The sequence below is a fragment of the Streptomyces sp. R44 genome, from assembly GCF_041053105.1.
Lineage (GTDB): Bacteria > Actinomycetota > Actinomycetes > Streptomycetales > Streptomycetaceae > Streptomyces.
In genome coordinates, this window is sequence record NZ_CP163444.1 from 2,765,372 (window position 1) to 2,782,193 (window position 16,822).

Genomic DNA, 16,822 nt, shown 5'->3' on the forward strand with positions numbered 1-16,822 from the left:
CACCCCCCGGGGACGGGGACCGCCGTTCCCCCGCCGGACGGAGTCCGGCACAGCGTCCCGAAGCCCGCGAAGCGGTGCGAGGGGCGCACGAGGAAGAGGCCAACAGCTTCGGCTTCGGCGGCCACAACGTGGTGCTGGCGTTCCGCACCGTGTGACCCGCGCCTGAACAGCGAGGCCCACCCCCTGGTCGGGGGTGGGCCTTTCTCGTGGGTCAGCGGAGGGCGAAGGCTGCCGGTTCGCCCTGGAGGAGGATCTGGTTGAGGACGACGTGGCCGCCGGGGACGGGGACCAGTTCCGGGTGGATGGAGACCGTCGGCCGCTTGCCCGCGTCGGGTTCGAGAACCCTGCGGACCTTGCCCGTCGAGCGGTCGAGGAGGGTGACGGAGGCGTCGAACCCCAGGTAGGCGACGCTGCCGTCGGGCTCCGCCGCGAGCGCCATCAGCTGTTCCTCGCTGTGGTGCGCCCATACCTTCCGGCCGTCCTTCAGGGAGTACGCGACGACCGTACTGGGCGAGATCGAGTCCTTCTCGGCGAAGGTGATGAGGAGGCCGTCGAGGACGAGCGGCCTGACGGTACGGCCGTCGGCCACGCTCCAGAGGGCGGAGAGGGCGCCCTCGGGGCCGGTGAGCGGCACGGTCGCGGTGGGGGCTCCCTCGTCGTCGAAGCCCAGGAAGGCGTGGGTACCGCGGGCGTCCGCCTCGTCGACGTCGACGACGACCGGGGAGACGGAGACCACCGACGCCCTGGCCGCCGACTCGACGGGCAGGTCCCGGGTCCACCGCCGGTCTCCGGTACGGGTGTCCAGGGCGACCAGCCGTGCGCCCTTGCCGCACTGCTCGACGAGGCGGGTACGGGTGGCGTCGGCGTCGAGCGCGAGGACCGTGCAGTCCTTGCCGAGCCGGCGCTGCCAGCGTTGTTCTCCGGTCTCGGTGGACCGGCCCCGTACGGCTCCGTCCTCGGCGGTGACGGCGGTGGCGCCGCCGACGGCGAGCGCGCCGCCGTCGAGACCCTCGCCGCCGAGTTGCCGCTTCCACAGGACCTTGCCGTCCGAGGCGCGGACGGCGAGCAGGGTCGCGCAGGGCTTCTCGTACCGGCCGTGCGCGACCAGGCCCACGCCCTCTCCGGTCTTCGGGGACATGGCGCAGAGCGCCTCGCGTGGGGGCGCGGGCACGCTCCAGCGGAGGGAGCCGTCGGCGGAGTCGTAGGCGAAGAGTCCGTCGATCCGTCCGTGGGCGACGGTGGGGCCGAGGCCCCAGGAGCCGACGCCCTTGTCGCCCCTCTGACCGGCGGCCGGGACCAACCACCCGACGGAGGGCTTCGCGTCGGAGGACGCCGAGGGTTTCGCGGGCGCCCCGGCCTCGGTGCCGTCCCCGGCCTCGGTGTCGTCCCCGGCCGTGAGCGTCCAGATGCCGCCGGCGAGGAGGGCGAGCGCCCAGACCACGGCGGCGGCGACGAGCGAGGACCGGCCGGGCCGTACGGGTTTCACGGCAGCGTCGTGCTCGGCGAGGTCCGAAACCGCGTCCCGTACCTCCTCCGGGGCCTCGGAGTCCCTACCGCGCCGCCGTACCGCGAGGAGCGTCGTCCCCACCGCCCCGCACGCGAGGGCGCACACGAGCGCCGCCCAGCCCGTCGGCCAGGCACCGCCGGCGACACCCGCCCCCAGGAAGACCGCCGCCGCGCCGAACGCGGCGCCCGGTGTACCGTCACGCATCGCTTCTCCCACCCGGCGCGCCCCCTGCGCGCCCGCGCGGAATCTACAACCCGCTGGTGAAGGGCGTCAGACGACCTGGTGAAGCCAGCGGACGGGGGCGCCCTCGCCCGCGTACCGGAAAGGTTCCAGCTCGTCGTCCCAGGGCTTTCCGAGCAGCTTGGCGATCTCCGCCTCCAGCTGGGTCTCGCCCTGCGCGGAGCGGGCGAGGGCGGCCCGCAGCCGGTCCTCGGGGATCAGGATGTCCCCGTGCATGCCGGTGACGGCGTGGAAGATGCCCAGGTCGGGGGTGGCGCTGTAGCGCTCGCCCTCGGCCGTGGGGCAGGGCTCCGCGGTGACCTCGAAGCGGAGCATCTGCCAGCCGCGGAGCGCGGAGGCGAGTTTGGAGGCGGTGCCGGTCTGGCCCTGCCAGGAGAACTCGGCTCTCCAGGTGCCGGGGGACGCCGGCTGGCGGATCCAGTCGAGCTGGACCCTCGCACCGAGGACGCCCGCGACCGCCCATTCGACGTGCGGGCACAGCGCGCGCGGTGCGGAGTGTACGTACAGGACTCCACGTGTCGTCACCGGGACCTCCAGTGTGGGACGAGGTTCGCCTTGCCCAGCGGCCTCAGTAAACAGCATCAGGAGCAGAACATCGCAAACCCTCAAAAAGGGGACAGCATGTGACGTGATGTAATTTACCGGAGCCGGTCGGCGAAGGCGCCTCTGGTTCGACGGGGGAAAAGCTACCGTGCCGCACCGTCATCGGTGTGACGTACGGTCGGTCCGGGGGCCGGTGAACACGAAGCTTTCACCCACCAGGACGCCGAACGAGGGGGCACGGGATGCGTGGCCGAGGCCGATTCCGTACCGCTGTCACCGCCGCGACGGCCGCGCTGCTGTGCGGCGGGGTGCTCTCCGGCTGCACGGTCGGGGACCCGGCGGCGAAGGCGCCCTCGGCAAGACCGGTGCCGAGGCCGACCCCGCTGTGGGACGTCTCCCCCGCCTCCGTCGCGGCCGTCGGCGACTCCGTGACCCGCGCCTTCGACGCCTGTTCGGTGTTGTCGGACTGCCCCGAGGTGTCGTGGGCGACCGGAACGGACGCCGCCGTCAACAGTCTGGCGCTGCGGCTGCTCGGCCCGGAGAAGGTGGCCACCCGCAGCTGGAACCTGGCCAGGACGGGTGCGCGGATGGCCGAGCTCCCGGAGCAGATGGCCGGGGCGGCCGCCGAGAAGCCCGAGCTGGTGACGGTGATGATGGGGGCGAACGACGCCTGTCGGGCCACCCCGGATCTGATGACCCCGGTGGCCGATTTCCGTGCCTCCTTCGAGTCGGCCCTCGCCCGGCTGCGGGCGGGCGCACCGAAGGCGCAGGTGTACGTGGCGAGCGTGCCGGACCTGAAGCACCTGTGGTCCACGGGGCGGGTGAGTCCGCTGGGGCGCCAGGTGTGGAAGCTGGGGATCTGCGGGGCGATGCTGGCGGACGCGGAGGACCTGGGTCCGGCGGCCGAGCGGCGGCGGGCTTCGGTGCGGGACCGGGTGGTGGCGTACAACGAGGTCCTGGAGCAGGTCTGCGCGAAGGACGCGCGCTGCCGGTACGACGGCGGGGCGGTCTTCGGGTTCCGCTTCGGCGGCGGGCAGTTGAGCCCCTGGGACTGGTTCCATCCGAGCAAGGACGGGCAGGCGCGGCTCGCGGAGCTCGCGTACCGGCGGATCACGAAGGAGTGAGGGACCCCGGGGCGGTTGTCAGGTTCCGCCCCGGGGCCGGTTCACGGGATTCCCGGGAGGGTCAGACCTCCAGGGTGGCGGTCAGGCGCCCGTCCGTCAGGGAGTGGGCGGCGACGACCTCGTACGCGCCGGTGACGAAGGCCCAGTCGTTCTTCTCCTCGTCCCAGATCTCGAAGGCGCGGCGCGGCAGCGCGATCTCGGTCTCGACGGTCTCGCCGGGCGCGGCCTCGACGCTCGCGAAGCCGGCGAGCCAGCGGGCGGGGCGCTCGGCGGTCGTGTTCCGCGCGCCGATCGGCGGAGTCGCGACCGGGGCCAGATAGATCTGGACGGTCTCGCGGCCGGGGCGGTCGCCGGTGTTGGTGATCCGGACGGTGACCGTGTCGGGGGCCGCGACCAGGGAGTCGTACGACCAGGTGGTGTAGCCGAGGCCGTGGCCGAAGGGGTACGCGGGGACGGCGCCGGCCTTGTCCCAGGCGCGGTAGCCGATGAAGACGCCCTCGGTGTAGTGCAGTTCGCCGTCCGTCGGGGTGACCTCGGTGACGGGGACGTCGGCGAGGGCGACGGGCCAGGTGGTGGGGAGGCGCCCGCCGGGCTCCTCGGCGCCGGTGAGGACGTCGGCGAGGGCGGCGCCGCCCTCCTGTCCGGGGAACCAGCTGAGCAGGATCGCGGCCACGTCCTCGCGCCAGGGGAGTTCGACCGGGGAGCCGGCGTTGACGACGACGACGGTGTTCGGGTTGGCGGCGGCGACGGCCCGTACGAGGTCGTCCTGGCGGCCGGGGAGGGCGAGGTCCTTGCGGTCGAAGCCCTCGGACTCGACGCGTTCGGTGGTGGCGACGACCACGACGGCGGTGTCGGCGGCGCGGGCGGCCGCGACGGCCTCGGCGATCAGTTCGTCGGGGTCACGGCGGGGACCGAGGTGGACGAAGGAGAACATGACGGCCGGGAGCGGGGCCGCGAACTCCTTGTCGAGGGTGTGCAGCAGGGAGACCTCGACGGTCTCGCCGGCGGTGAGCGTGACCTTGGCGCGCTCGACCGGGGAGCCGAAGAAGGCCTCGAAGGGGTCGGTCTCGGGGCCCATGACCTGGACGCCGTCGAAGACGGTCCCGCCGGCGACGCGGAGGGTGAAGGCGCCGAGGCCGCGGGTGCCGAAGGCATGTTCGCCGGACTCGCGCGGGGTGAAGGTGCCGACGACCTCGATGGAGGCGAGGGCCTCGTGGGTGACGCCCTCGGGGAGGTCGTCGCCGATCCACTGGACCTGGCCGTTGGGCAGGGAGCCCTCGCCGATGACGTTCCCGGCGGCGTCACGGCAGCGGGCGCGGAGGGTGAACCCAGGTGAGACGGAGCCGGCGGGGGCGAGTTCCTCGCTGGGGTCGGCGCCGACCGTGTAGGTCAGGGCGCCCTCGGGGAGGGTGGCGGTGAGGCCGTCGAGCGGGGAGACGACGTGGTCGGGGAAGACCTGGGCGGAGCCACCGCCGAGGACGCGGGCGTCGCGGGCGGCGGCGCCGGAGAGCGCGACGGTGCCGTTCCTCAGCGGGAGGGCGTTCGCGTTCCGCACCAGGACGAAGCCGCGGCGGGCGATCTCGCGGGCGAGGGCGTCGCCGTCGAGGGCGGCGGGGTGCTCGGTGACGACGGGCGGGGCGCCTTCGAGGGCGCCGACGCGGGCGGCGAGCCGCAGGACGTTGCGTACGGCCGTGTCGACGGCGGACTCCTCGACCTCGCCGGCGCGGACGGCGGCGGCGAGGGCCGGGCCGTAGACCGTGTCGGGTCCCGGCATGGCGACGTCGAGGCCGCCGGCGATGTCGGCGGTGGTGGAGCGGGCGGCCATCCAGTCGGAGACGTTGTAGCCGTCGAAGCCCCACTCGCCGCGCAGGACCTCGTTCACGAGCTGGTGGTGCTCGGTCATCGTCACGCCGTTGACCTGGTTGTAGGCGGTCATGATGCCCCAGGGGCGGGCGTTCCTGACGATGGCCTCGAAGGGGGCGAGGTAGAGCTCGCGGAGGGGGCGCGGGGCGATCCGGTTGTCGACGGTGAAGCGGTCGGTCTCGGCGTCGTTGGCGACGTAGTGCTTGACGGTGGTGCCGACGCCGCCGTCCTGGACGCCCTGGACGTAGCCGGTGCCGATGGCGCCGGTGAGGTACGGGTCCTCGCTGTAGGCCTCGAAGTGGCGGCCGCCGAGGGGGGTGCGGTGCAGGTTGACCGTGGGCGCGAGGAGGACGTGGACGCCCTTGCGGCGGGCCTCCTGGGCGAGGAGGCGGCCGGCCCGGCGGGCGAGCGCGGGGTCCCAGGTGGCGGCGAGGGCGGTCGGGGACGGCAGGGCGATCGACGGGTCGTCGGCGGTCCAGCGGACGCCGCGGACGCCGATGGGGCCGTCGGACATGACCAGGGACTTCAGGCCGATCTCCGGCAGGGCGGGCAGGGACCACATGTCCTGGCCGGCGAGCAGCCGGGTCTTGGCGTCCAGGTCGAGCTTGCCGAGCGCCGCCTCGACGACCGTGTTCCTCACGGTCTCCGCGCTGGTCTCCGCCATGGCCGTACCTCCTCGTTGACGTACCGAATGACCCCGATGCGCTCATCGTGCACCCACCTACCTGTAGATCGGTAGGTGACGTGATCATTCTGTTACTTCCCTGTCGTCGGGAGGGGGTACGGTCCTGTCGGACGAACCTGCGAAAGGGGGCCACGGCGATGGTGCGGGCCAGAAGCGAGGAGCGACGCGCGGACATCCTGCGCGCCGCCCTCGAAGTGATCGCCGAGCGCGGCTACCGGGGCGCCACCCTCGGCTCGGTCGCCGAGCGCGTCGGGCTGACCCAGCAGGGACTGCTGCACTACTTCCCGACGAAGGAGGCGCTGCTCGTCGCGGTCCTGGAGGAGCGCGACCGCTGGGACACCAGCGGCGGCCGGGACCGCGAGGGCTGGCGGCTCGACCTCCTGGAGTCCCTCGTCGAGTACAACGCGATGCGGCCCGGGATCGTGCAGACCTTCTCCGCGCTGCTCGGCGAGAGCGTCACCGACGGGCACCCGGCGCGGGAGTTCTTCACCGAGCGGTACGCGCAGGTGCGGGCCAACATGGCGGACGTCCTGCGCCTGGAGTTCGGCGAGCGGCTGCCCGGCGGCCTCACCCCGGAGCGCGCGGCCCCGCTGCTCACGGCGGTGATGGACGGCCTCCAGTACCAGTGGCTCCTGGATCCCTCGGCGGTGGACATGCCGGGCGCCTTCCGCGACTTCCTGCGGCTGCTGGCCGGACCGGAGGGCCGCGACTAGCGCGCCACCGCCGCCAGGTCCTCGCCGAGCAGGGCCGGGTCCTCCGTCAGGAGGGTGTGGACGGCCTCCAGGACGGGGAGCTTCGCCGCCGAGGTGGCCAGGGCGACGTCCTTCGCGGCGAGGGCGAGCGGGAAGTACGAGCCGGTGGCGGTGGCCCGGGCGACGGCGCCCGAGAGGGGGCCCGCGCCGAGGGTGCGCAGGGCGAGCTCGCGGGGCAGGCCGAGGGAGCCGGCGAGGGTGAGGGCCTCGGCGACGAGGGCGACCCCGCCGATGGCGGCGTTGATGAGGACCAGCTTGAGGGCGGCGCCGGTGCCGGGGCCGCCGCAGGGCGTGACCGTCCCGAGCCGGTCGAGGACGGCGGCGACGGGCGCGGTGTCGCCGCCCGCGAGGATGAGCAGTTCACCGGCGGCGGCCCGGTCGACGCTGCCCATGACGGGCGCGTCGATCAGGGTGACCCCGGCGGGGAGCCGGGCGGCGAGGGCGGCGACGGTGTCCGGGCCGACCGTCGAGGTGTCGATCCAGTGGGTGCCGGGGCGCAGCGCGGGGATCAGTGCGTCCGCGACGGCGAGGGCGGCGGCCGGGTCGGCGAGCATCGTGACGACGACGTCGGCGTCGCGGACGGCCTCGGCGGCGCTCGTGGCGCGGACGGCGCCGTCGGCGACGAGGGCGTTGGCCTTGGCGGCCGTACGGTTCCAGACGGTGAGGGGGTGGCCGGCGTCGAGGAGGCGGCGGGCCATGGGCAGGCCCATGGAGCCGAGACCGAGGAAGGCGATCTTCTGGGGGCTCTTCTGCGGGGTGGTGTCCATGACGTCGACGCTAGGACCGGCTCTCCCATGCGACAAGCGAATGTCTAGCATGCCTCCCATGCCTCATTCTCATGGCTTGTACGAGGTGTTCCTCGCCGTCGCCCGCGCGGGCTCCTTCACCGCCGCCGCCCGGCAGCTCGGCTACACGCAGTCCGCGGTCTCGCGGCAGATCCAGTCCCTGGAGGACGAGGTCGGCGCGGAGCTCTTCGAGCGGCTGCCGCGCGGGGTGCGCCTGAGCGAGGCGGGCCGGGTGCTCGTTCCGCACGCGGAGGCGGTCCGGGACCGCCTGGCCACCGCCCGGGCGGAGGTGGAGGCGCTGCGCTCCCTGGACGGCGGACTGCTGCGGCTCGGCTCCTTCTCCAGCGCCACGGCGGCCCTGGTCCCGCGCGCCCAGGCCGCGTTCCGGGAGCGGCACCCGGGGGTGACGGTCAGCCGGGTGGAGGGGCCGTCCGTGAAGCATCTGCGCCTGGTGGCCGCCGGGGAGGAGGACCTCGCGGTGGTCGGCCCGCCCCAGGACGCTCCCCCGCCGCCGGGCGTGACGCTGCATCACCTCCTGGACGAGCCGATGCTGGTGGCGCTCGCGCGGGGGCACGCGCGCGCGGGGCGGCGGTCGGTGCGGCTCGCGGAGCTCGCGGACGAGGAGTGGATCGTCGGCAACGAGCGCCTGGAGGACACCCTGTTCCGCCCGGCGGTCGCGGCCGGGTTCCGCCCGCGCACCGGACTGCTCGCCCACGACTGGATCGCCAAGCTCGGCGCGGTCGCGGCGGGACTGGGCGTCACGCTCGTTCCGGCGCTCGCGGCGGCCTCGGTCCGCCCGGACGTCACGCTCGTCACGATCCACCCGGAGGACGTCCCGTACCGCCGGATCTGCGCGGCCACGCCGCCGGCCCCCACGGTCGCGGCGAGCGCCTTCCTCGCCGTCCTGCGTGAGACGGCCCGGAAGCTAACAGACTCAATGCCATATTGACCCTTACACGCCTGCGAGGGAGGATGACCGCCATGATCGTCGCAGCCACCCAGTTCGCCCCGGTCGCCGGGGACATCGACGCCAACGTCCGCACCGTCGCCGGTCTGGTCCGGGCGGCCGGGGCGGAGGGGGCCCGGGTCGTGGTCTTCTCCGAGCTCTCGCTCACCGGGTACGAGCCGTCCCTGATCCGGGACACGCCCGGCCTCGTCCTCACCGAGGACGATCCCCGCCTCGCCCCGGTACGGGACGCGTGCCGGGCCGCCGGTGCGGCGGCCGTGGTCAACGGGCCGGTGCGGACGGAGGGTTCGGGTGCGGGGCTCACCACGCTCGTGATCGGCCCCGACGGCTCGCTGCTCGCCCGATACGACAAGCAGCACCTGTACGGCGTCGAGGCCGAGATCTTCGCGCCGGGCGCCACCGACGGGCGGTTCACGCTCGACGGGGTCCGCTTCGCCCTGGCCACCTGCTACGACAACCGCTTCCCCGAGCTCGCCGAGCGGGCCGCCGCCGACGACTGCGCCGTGTATCTGGCGAGTTCGGTGCTCGGCGCAGACAACGACTCCTTCGAGAAGGTGTATCCGGCGCGGGCCCGGGACTTCGGTCTGTACGTGGTGCTCGGCAACGTCCTGGGGGCCAACGAGGACGGCGTGGGCTGCGGCCTGGCCGGGGCCTGGGGGCCGGACGGCGGGCGGATCGCGGACGCGGGCTCCGAGGAGCCGGGGTTCGTGCTCGCCGAGGTGGGCTGAGCACGGAGGAAGGGCCGGACGGTCGTGGGACATACGACCGTCCGGCCCTCCGGGGAGGCTGACGCGGAACCCCCGGTCCGCGACGTCACCCCGCCCCCGTTACGGGGCGCTCAGGCCCAGCGTGTACGCGCCGGAGCCGCTGTACGCGTGGACCACGTACCGGTAGTAGCCCGCCGTGCCGTAGTAGCTGGTGTCCTCGTCGGCGGTCGCCGTGCCGCCGACGGCCACGTCCGCCCACGTCGACCCGTTCCACTTCTGCAGGTACAGGTCGAAGTCGGTGCCGGCCGGGCCGCGCAGGCAGCCCACGTGGGTGCCGGAGGTCGCCGAGTAGTAGTACGAGCCGTCCGGCTGGGCCTCGGCCTGTCCGGAGCTCAGGTTGCCCTGGTACGTGTACTCGGTGCCGTCGCAGCCGGTGGGCGGGGTCGTGGTGCCGACCGACAGCTGGTAGGTGACCGTGTGCGTGGCGGAGCCCGTACCGGTGACGGTGATCGGGTAGGTGCCGTTGGCGGTGCCCGCGGCGACCTGGACGGTCATCGTGGACGAGGAGCCCGAGGTCACCGAGGCGGGGCTGAAGGAGACGGTGACCCCGCTCGGGGCGCCGCTCGCGGAGAGCTGCACGGTCTGCGCGCTGCCGCCGGTGGTGGAGGTGTTCACCGTGGAGGTGACGGAGGCACCCGGCTGCGCCGAGCCCGAGGACGGGTTCAGGGCGAGCGAGAAGTCCGGGGTGGTGGTGCCGCCGCAGTCGGTCTCACCGGACTGGGCCGGCACGCCGACCGCGTTCCAGGCCGCCTTCACGGCGTTGCACTCGGCGCTGCCGTAGGTGTTCTTGGCGCTGGTCAGGGTCGCCTTGCGGGCCGCGAGGTGGTTCCAGGAGGAGGTCTTCATGAGCAGGGCGCCCATGAAGATCTTGCCGGCCTTCTGGATGCCGATGCCGGTCACCGAGGACGGACCGCCGGAACATATCGGGCTGCTGGGCTTGCCGCCGCCCGGGTTGGAGCCCTCGGCGAGCAGGTAGAACCAGTGGTTCTGCGGGCCGGCCGCCGCGTGCACCTCGGTGCCGGAGGTCAACTGCGGGTAGCAGTTGGGGGCGTTGTCGGCGAGCGAGGGGTTGTACATGTAGCGGATCGGCTTGTTGTCGCCGAGGAAGTTCAGCTTCTCGCCGACCGTGTAGTCCGGGGTGTCGTTCGGGTTGTTGGCGTAGTGCTCGGTGAGCGCGCCGAAGATGTCGCCCGTCGACTCGTTCATGCCGCCGTTCTCGTTGGACGAGCCCGAGCTGCCCGGCGTCCGGTCGAAGATCTCGTGGCCGTACTCGTGGGCGACGACGTCGATGCCGGTGAGCTGCATCGTGCCGTTCTGGTTGCGGCCGTACGTCGTCTTCGTACCGTCGTAGTACGCGTTGACCTCGGCGAGTCCGGCGCGGGCCGGGACCATGCCGCCCTGCCCGTTCTGGCCGTTGTAGCCGAACCACTCCTTGAGCATGGAGTGTTCCTTCTGCGCCGCGTACATGATGTCGACACAGGCCGTCACCAGGTCGTTGGCGGTGCCGTTGCCCCACGGCGAGGAGCCCGTGTAGGCGCTGCCGTTCTGGCCGCCGCACTTGAAGCCGGAGCGGACGGGGTCCGTCATGGAGGTGGCGGCGGTGTCGATGGTGACGTTGCCGTTGTGGTAGCCGCGGCCGTCGGCGTGCAGGATCTTGTCGGTGGCCTGGGCGACAGCCCCTGTGCGCGCGTCGACATAGGTGGCGAGGGAGCTCGGGGCGTCCTGGGCGGTGCGGCCGATGACCAGGGTGTGCCAGGCGAGGACGGCCTTGCCGCCCTTCAGGAGCACGGTCAGCTCGGGGGCGCTCGCGCTCTCGACCGAGGCCAGCTGCCCGCGGGCGGTGGCGAGGGCCGCGTCGGCCGTCACCGTCGCCTTCGTGGAGAGCCGGATCGCGGGGGCCGGGGCGCCGGTGACCTCGCGGACCTTGCCGGAGCTGTCGGAGACGACGACCGCGTCGCCGCCGACGACCGGCAGGCCGCGGTAGGTGCGCTCGTACGAGGCGTAGTACAGGCCGTTCGTCCACGGGGTGACGGACGTCCGGACGAGGTCCTCGTCGGCGCCGTGCCGCAGCTCGTCGAGACCGCTGCTCGCGGCCTTGTCGGCGGCGGCGAGGGCGAGCGCCTTGCCGTGCCCCGGGGGTACGGGCTGCGCCTGCGGGGTCGCCGCGGTCGCCGGTCCGACGAGGGCGGTCGCGAGGCTCGCCGAGAGCGCCAGGGCGGCCACGGCCGCCGTGAGTCTGGTCGGGTGCAACGTCGTGCTCCGTTCAAGGGTGGGGGAGACGGATCATCGCGCCGAGTATGGGCGTGGACATGGCGAGTTCGGGACATCTCACGCGGCATAAGACGCGGGTTATGGTGCAGACCAGCCACCGCTGCGTACGCTGCTGAAATGCAGCTGGAGTTGAGGCATCTCGAAGCCGTCTGCCGGATAGCCGAAGCGGGCAGTCTGGGGCGGGCCGCCGGGCGCCTCGGGGTCTCGCAGCCCGCCCTCTCCGCGCAGCTCCGCCGCATCGAGCGGGTGGCCGGCGGGGAGCTCTTCCTGCGCGGCCGGCACGGCGTGGAACCCACCCCGCTGGGCGAGTTCGTGCTCTCCAAGGCGCGGCTCGTGCTCGGCGAGATGGACGCGCTGGCCGCCGGGGCGCGGGCCGCCGCCCCGCACACCCCGCTGCGGCTCGGCTGCATCCTGCTCGTCCTCGTCGACCGGCTCCTCGGGGAACTGGAGGAGGTCATGGCGGGTCAGGAGATCGCGGTCACCGTGGAACACTCGGCGACGACGCTGACCCGGCAGCTCGGCGCGGGACGGTACGACGCCGTGCTGTACGGGGAGGTCAACGACCACGAGGTGCCGCTGCCCGAGGGGACGAGCGCCCGCACCCTCGTCCCCAAGGAGCCGTTCTGCGTGCGGCTCTCGGCGGCGCACCCGCTGGCGGGCCGGGAGCGGATCGCGCTCGCCGAGCTCGCCGGCGAGTCCTGGATGACGCTGGTGGAGGACGACGACGGCGGCCCCGAGGCGCTGGTCGCGGCCTGCGAGAAGGCCGGGTTCACGCCCTCGCTGCGGCACCGGGTCGCCGACCGCAAGATGCACTACGACCTGATCGCGGCCGGCCGGGCGATCTCGATGAGCCAGCCGACGGCCCCGGCGGCCGAGGGCACGGTCCTGCGGCCCCTGGAGGGCGATCCGGTGACGGGGCGGATCCGGCTCGCCTGGAACCGGGCTGCGGTCTCCGTCAAGCAGGCGGAGCTGCTGTACCGGACGGCGGCCCGCGCCTACCTCGCGAACGTCGACAACAATGCCTTCCACCGGTCCTGGTGGGACGCGCGGCCGGAGCTGCACCCGGCCCTTGAAGGCTGATGTGGCCTAAGATTCCCGACATTCAGTAACGTAGAGTGATGCTACGATTACCGACATGAAGATCGTAGTGCAGGTCAAGCTGATGCCGGAGGCCGGTCAGGCCTCCGCGCTGTCGGCGACCCTGCTTACGGTCAACGAGGCCGCGAACTGGGTCTCCGATGTGGCGTTCGAGAGACGTGTCCCGCGTGAGTACGAGCTTCGGAAGCACACATACGCCGAATTGAAGGCGCGTGGGCTGGGGGCGCAAGCCGCCCAGCACGTCATCAAGAAGACCCGGGAGGCCTACACCACGCTGAAGGCGAACATCCGCGCCGGGAACCTGGGCAGGCCGGGGTCGAAGCGCAGAGTCAAAGCGGAGTCGAAGCCCATCGCCTTCCGGACCGACTCCGCGCAGCCGTACGACGACCGGTGCCTTTCCTGGCAATACGACGCCGGAACGGTGTCGATCTGGACGACGGCCGGACGGCTCAAGAACGTCCGCTTCGCCTGCTCCCCGGGCGCGCTCAAGACGCTCCGCGAGCACCGCAAGGGCGAGTCCGACCTCATCGAACGCGGCGGCGTGTTCTACCTCGTAGCCGTCTGCGACATCCCCGAGGCCGATCAGTACGAGCCCGGCGGGTTCATCGGCGTCGATCTCGGCATCGCCAACATCGCCACCACGTCCACCGGCTTCCGGGCCGCCGGGCGCGGCCTGAACCGGTACCGGGCCCGGCAAGCCGGCCTACGGAGGAAGCTCCAGGCCAAGGGCACCAAGTCAGCGAAGCGTCTGCTCAAGAGGCGCTCCCGGAAGGAAGCCCGGCACGCCGCCAACGTCAACCACGTCATCTCGAAGACCATCGTCGCCACCGCTGAACGCACCGGCTCCGGTATCGCCCTTGAAGACCTCACGGGCATCCGCAGCCGGGTACGGCACCGCAAGGACCAGCGGACTTCCCTGCATTCGTGGAGCTTCCACCAGCTTGGCCAGTACATCGAGTACAAGGCAAAGCGGGCCGGAGTGCCGCTGGTCTACGTCGATCCGGCGTACACCAGTCAGCAGTGCTCCCAGTGCGGCCATATCGACCGGCGCAACCGCCTGTCACAACCGACGTTCGCCTGCCGGTCCTGCGGGACCCTCATGCACGCGGACGACAATGCGTCCCACAACATCGGCCACAAGGGCCAGACCGTGTGGACCGCGGGGCGTGAGTCACGCGTCCCAGCCACACCGTAAGGGTGTCCGGACGGAGGAGCCCACCTGGCAGCCGGCCAGGCGCTACCTCCAAGCCCGGCCCATCAGGGCAGGGTCAAGTTGACTGGCGGAGGTGATGCACCTCCTGGTCGCCACCGGCGGAAGGAAGGTTGCCGCCTTCCTGACCGTTTTCCTCGGAGTCGTCGGCGGAGGTCTCCCCGCGCAGGTCACGGGCCATCAGCGTCGCTCCGGCGACCGCTCCCGGCATGAGGAGGACGGCGACGAAGGGCACCAGGAAGGCGAGCGTCAGCGGAACGCCGAAGCCCAGGGCGGCCGTCCGGCGCCCGCGGAGCAGCCGCAGCCGCTCCTTCAGCTCGACGCCCCGGCGCTGGAGCGCCACGGCCGTCAGTTCCTCGGTGAGGAAGAAGCCGGAGACGCAGAAGCCGATGGCCGGGACGACGGTCTGGCCGACGACGGGGATGAACCCGCAGGCGAAGAGCAGGACGCCGTAGAGCGCGACCCGCAGCAGGACCCGCAGGCTGTCACGGGCCGAGATCCACAGCTCGCGCCAGAGCGGCAGGCCCGACTCGGGCACCTCGCCGCCCTCGCTGCGGTCGACCTCCTCGGACAGCGACTCGTAGAAGGGCTGGCCGACGAGGAGGGTGACGGCGGTGAAGGTGATGACCGCGAGGAAGAGCCCGAAGGCGAAGACGAGCCCGGTCAGGGTTCCGCGGAAGATGCCGAGCCAGGGCGAGCTCCAGTCGTCGGCGAACGGCGTCGCCCACGCGGCCAGGTCGTCGGCGCCGTAACCGAGGCCGACGAGCGCCCCCGCGTAGAGGACGAGCGTCACGAGCCCGGGCAGCAGCCCGAAGCCGAACCACCGACCGTGCTGTCCGACCCACTTCTGGCCCTGCAACAGGTATCTGAAACCCACCCCGAGATCACGCATGGGGGAAACCCTAACCGTCGGTGGTACGGAAGGACTCCAGGGCCGTGTCGAAGTGACGGCGGGCCTCGGCGGCGCGGCCCACCGGGGCCGAGGCCCACAGGTCGTAGAGGGTGCCGGCCTGCTCCCAGCAGAGGTCGACGGTGTGCCGGGGGCCCTCGGCGCCGGTGAAGCCGTCCCAGGTGAACTCCCAGCGGGCGGCGGGCAGTCCCTTGTGGCGCGTCTCCTCGACCGTGGCGTCGCGGTAGCCCTTGTTGGTCTTCGGCCCGGCCGCGTCGGCGGTGCGCATCACCCCGATCGCCCCGCCGGGCGGGATCGCCCGGATCCTGATCCCGACCCAGACGGCCCCGTCCCCCGTCGTGTAGAAGACCCGCTCGCCGTCGGTCGAGCGGTCCGCCCCGGCGGGCACGGCGAGGGTGAAGCCGCGCTCGTCCCGGACGGCGGTGTATCCGGCGGGGACGGGCGCGGGTGTCGCCGAGGAGCTCCGCCCACCGGTGGGCGAGGGCCCCGCCCCCGCGGGCGGCTCGTCGCGACCGGCGAGCAGCACGGCCACCGTCACCGCCGCGACGGAGGCGGCGACGGCGGCGACGACGAAGGGCAGCGCGAGCCCGCCACGGCGGGAGGGGTCGGCGGGGGCGGCGGCGGGGTGCCGTGGCTCCGGGGTGGTGTCCCTGGCGGTGTCCCGGGCGGTCGGCGGGTGGGGGTCCGGCGCCGGCTGGGGTCCGGCCGCGCACGCGGCGAGCAGGCGGCGGGCCTCGGCGGCGCCCAGGCGGCGGTCCGGGTCGCGTTCGAGGAGGCCCTGGACGACCGGGACGAGCGGTCCCATCCGTTCGGAGGGCCGGATCTCCTCGTACACGATCGCGTGCAGGACGGCGCCGATGGAGTCCCGGCGGAACGGCGACGTGCCCGTCGCCGCCGCGCAGAGCAGCGCGCCGAGCGACCACAGGTCGGAGGCGGGTCCCGCGTCGTCGCCCCGCATCCGCTCGGGTGCCGTGTACTCCGGGGTGCCGATGAAGACGCCGGTGCGGCTGAGCGTCGTCGCGCCGGGGAGGCTGGCGATGCCGAAGTCGGTGAGCACCGCCCTGCCGGTGCCCTCCTCCAGGAGGACGTTGGCGGGTTTCACGTCCCGGTGCAGTACGTCGCGGGCGTGGGCGGCGCACAGCGCGTCGAGCAGGTCGAGCCCGAGCCGCGCGGTCTCTTGCGGGGACAGCACCTCGCCGGCGGCCAGCCGGTCGGCGAGCGAGCCGCCGTCGACGAGCTCCATCACCAGGGCGGGCTGCCCCCGGTGCTCGACGACGTCGTGGACGACGATCACGTGCGGGTGGCGGACCTGGGCGACGACCCGGGCCTCCCGCAGGGCGCCCGCCGGGTCGGCGCCGGAGTCGAGCGCGAGCGTCTTGACGGCGACCTGGCGTCCGAGCAGCTCGTCGGTGGCCCGCCGGACGACGCCCATGCCGCCCTGGCCGAGCCGCTCGCCGAGGCGGTACCGCCCGCCGATCAGCTCGTGATCGGCCTGTTCCGACCCGTCGTACGCCACCACTCGTTCCCCCAGTCCGCAGGACACGGACATGATGCCGCAGCGCGTCCGGACACGGCGAGGGCCGCACCCCGGTCGGGGTGCGGCCCTCGCGCTACGCGTGCGTGACTCAGAGACTCAGACGGCGAGCTCGACCGTGATGTTGCCGCGGGTCGCCTTGGAGTACGGGCAGACCTGGTGGGCCTTCTCGATCAGGCTCTTGGCGGTCTCGGCGTCCACGTTCGGGATGGTCGCCGAGATCTTGACGATGATGCCGAAGCCGTCGTCGTTCTTGCCGATGCCGACCTGGGCGGTGACCGTCGAGCCGGAGACGTCGGCGTTCTCGTTGCGGGCGACGACGCCGAGGGCGCCCTGGAAGCAGGCGCTGTAGCCGGCCGCGAAGAGCTGCTCGGGGTTGGTGCCCGCGCCGGAGCCGCCCATGGCCTTCGGCGGGTTCACGACGACGTCGAGCTGACCGTCGTCGGTGGCGACGCGGCCGTCACGGCCGTTCTCGGCGGTGGCGACGGCGGTGTACAGGACGTCGGAGTGCTGGATCGACATGCTGTTGTCTTCCTTCTTCGGTTCGCCGCGACTCGCGCCCACGA

Annotated in this window: 14 protein-coding genes; 6 read left to right on the forward strand and 8 right to left on the reverse strand. The window is 73.0% G+C overall.

The window, feature by feature from the left end:
• Nucleotides 1–211 precede the first annotated feature (211 nt).
• Together AB5J54_RS12885 and AB5J54_RS12890 are read right to left on the reverse strand one after the other, a co-directional pair.
• Nucleotides 212–1,711 (reverse strand): PQQ-binding-like beta-propeller repeat protein, encoded by a 1,500-nt coding sequence (locus AB5J54_RS12885; RefSeq protein ID WP_369144062.1) that lies wholly within the window; start codon nucleotides 1,709–1,711, stop codon nucleotides 212–214.
• Between the two features lie 66 nt (nucleotides 1,712–1,777).
• Complete coding sequence (locus AB5J54_RS12890) at nucleotides 1,778–2,272, reverse strand: DUF3145 domain-containing protein (protein WP_041129084.1); 495 nt, start codon at nucleotides 2,270–2,272, stop codon at nucleotides 1,778–1,780.
• A gap of 260 nt (nucleotides 2,273–2,532) precedes the next feature.
• Between AB5J54_RS12890 and AB5J54_RS12895 the strand changes: the two genes are divergently transcribed.
• The gene (locus AB5J54_RS12895) at nucleotides 2,533–3,414 is read left to right on the forward strand and encodes an SGNH/GDSL hydrolase family protein (protein WP_369144063.1); all 882 of its coding nucleotides are present in this window, start codon (nucleotides 2,533–2,535) and stop codon (nucleotides 3,412–3,414) included.
• 61 nt (nucleotides 3,415–3,475) lie between these two features.
• Here the strand turns inward: AB5J54_RS12895 and AB5J54_RS12900 are convergent, their stop codons facing one another.
• A complete protein-coding gene (locus AB5J54_RS12900; RefSeq protein WP_369144064.1) occupies nucleotides 3,476–5,941 on the reverse strand; it encodes a beta-glucosidase in 2,466 nt (821 codons plus the stop codon).
• A 158-nt stretch (nucleotides 5,942–6,099) separates the two neighbouring features.
• On the opposite strand from AB5J54_RS12900, the gene AB5J54_RS12905 reads away from it, so the two are divergent.
• On the forward strand, nucleotides 6,100–6,675 hold the full coding sequence (locus tag AB5J54_RS12905) for a TetR/AcrR family transcriptional regulator (protein WP_369144065.1): 576 nt from the start codon (nucleotides 6,100–6,102) through the stop codon (nucleotides 6,673–6,675).
• Here the strand turns inward: AB5J54_RS12905 and AB5J54_RS12910 are convergent.
• A complete protein-coding gene (locus AB5J54_RS12910) occupies nucleotides 6,672–7,481 on the reverse strand; it encodes an NAD(P)-dependent oxidoreductase (protein ID WP_369144066.1) in 810 nt (269 codons plus the stop codon). The genes AB5J54_RS12905 and AB5J54_RS12910 overlap by 4 nt on opposite strands.
• A 58-nt stretch (nucleotides 7,482–7,539) precedes the next feature.
• Between AB5J54_RS12910 and AB5J54_RS12915 the strand changes: the two genes are divergently transcribed.
• Complete coding sequence (locus AB5J54_RS12915; RefSeq protein WP_369144067.1) at nucleotides 7,540–8,448, forward strand: LysR family transcriptional regulator; 909 nt, start codon at nucleotides 7,540–7,542, stop codon at nucleotides 8,446–8,448.
• Between the two features lie 32 nt (nucleotides 8,449–8,480).
• On the forward strand, nucleotides 8,481–9,194 hold the full coding sequence (locus AB5J54_RS12920) for a carbon-nitrogen hydrolase family protein (protein ID WP_369144068.1): 714 nt from the start codon (nucleotides 8,481–8,483) through the stop codon (nucleotides 9,192–9,194).
• A 99-nt stretch (nucleotides 9,195–9,293) separates the two neighbouring features.
• On the opposite strand, the gene AB5J54_RS12925 is transcribed toward AB5J54_RS12920, so the two are convergent.
• Nucleotides 9,294–11,483, reverse strand: coding sequence for a M4 family metallopeptidase (locus tag AB5J54_RS12925; protein WP_369144069.1), 2,190 nt, complete (start codon nucleotides 11,481–11,483; stop codon nucleotides 9,294–9,296).
• A 138-nt stretch (nucleotides 11,484–11,621) separates the two neighbouring features.
• Between AB5J54_RS12925 and AB5J54_RS12930 the strand changes: the two genes are divergently transcribed.
• Nucleotides 11,622–12,584 carry a LysR family transcriptional regulator gene (locus AB5J54_RS12930; RefSeq protein WP_369144070.1) on the forward strand — a complete coding sequence of 321 codons (963 nt, stop codon included), beginning with the start codon at nucleotides 11,622–11,624 and terminating at the stop codon, nucleotides 12,582–12,584.
• Nucleotides 12,585–12,639: 55 nt separating this feature from the next.
• The gene (locus AB5J54_RS12935) at nucleotides 12,640–13,797 is read left to right on the forward strand and encodes an RNA-guided endonuclease InsQ/TnpB family protein (protein WP_369144071.1); all 1,158 of its coding nucleotides are present in this window, start codon (nucleotides 12,640–12,642) and stop codon (nucleotides 13,795–13,797) included.
• 73 nt (nucleotides 13,798–13,870) lie between these two features.
• Here AB5J54_RS12935 and AB5J54_RS12940 read toward each other — a convergent pair whose 3' ends face one another.
• From AB5J54_RS12940 to AB5J54_RS12950, 3 genes are all read right to left on the reverse strand, one after another.
• Complete coding sequence (locus AB5J54_RS12940; protein WP_369144072.1) at nucleotides 13,871–14,704, reverse strand: EI24 domain-containing protein; 834 nt, start codon at nucleotides 14,702–14,704, stop codon at nucleotides 13,871–13,873.
• 10 nt (nucleotides 14,705–14,714) lie between these two features.
• Nucleotides 14,715–16,271, reverse strand: a complete 1,557-nt coding sequence (locus AB5J54_RS12945) for a serine/threonine-protein kinase (RefSeq protein ID WP_369144073.1) — start codon at nucleotides 16,269–16,271, stop codon at nucleotides 14,715–14,717.
• A gap of 84 nt (nucleotides 16,272–16,355) precedes the next feature.
• On the reverse strand, nucleotides 16,356–16,778 hold the full coding sequence (locus AB5J54_RS12950; protein ID WP_359670340.1) for an organic hydroperoxide resistance protein: 423 nt from the start codon (nucleotides 16,776–16,778) through the stop codon (nucleotides 16,356–16,358).
• Between the last annotated feature and the right edge of the window lie 44 nt (nucleotides 16,779–16,822).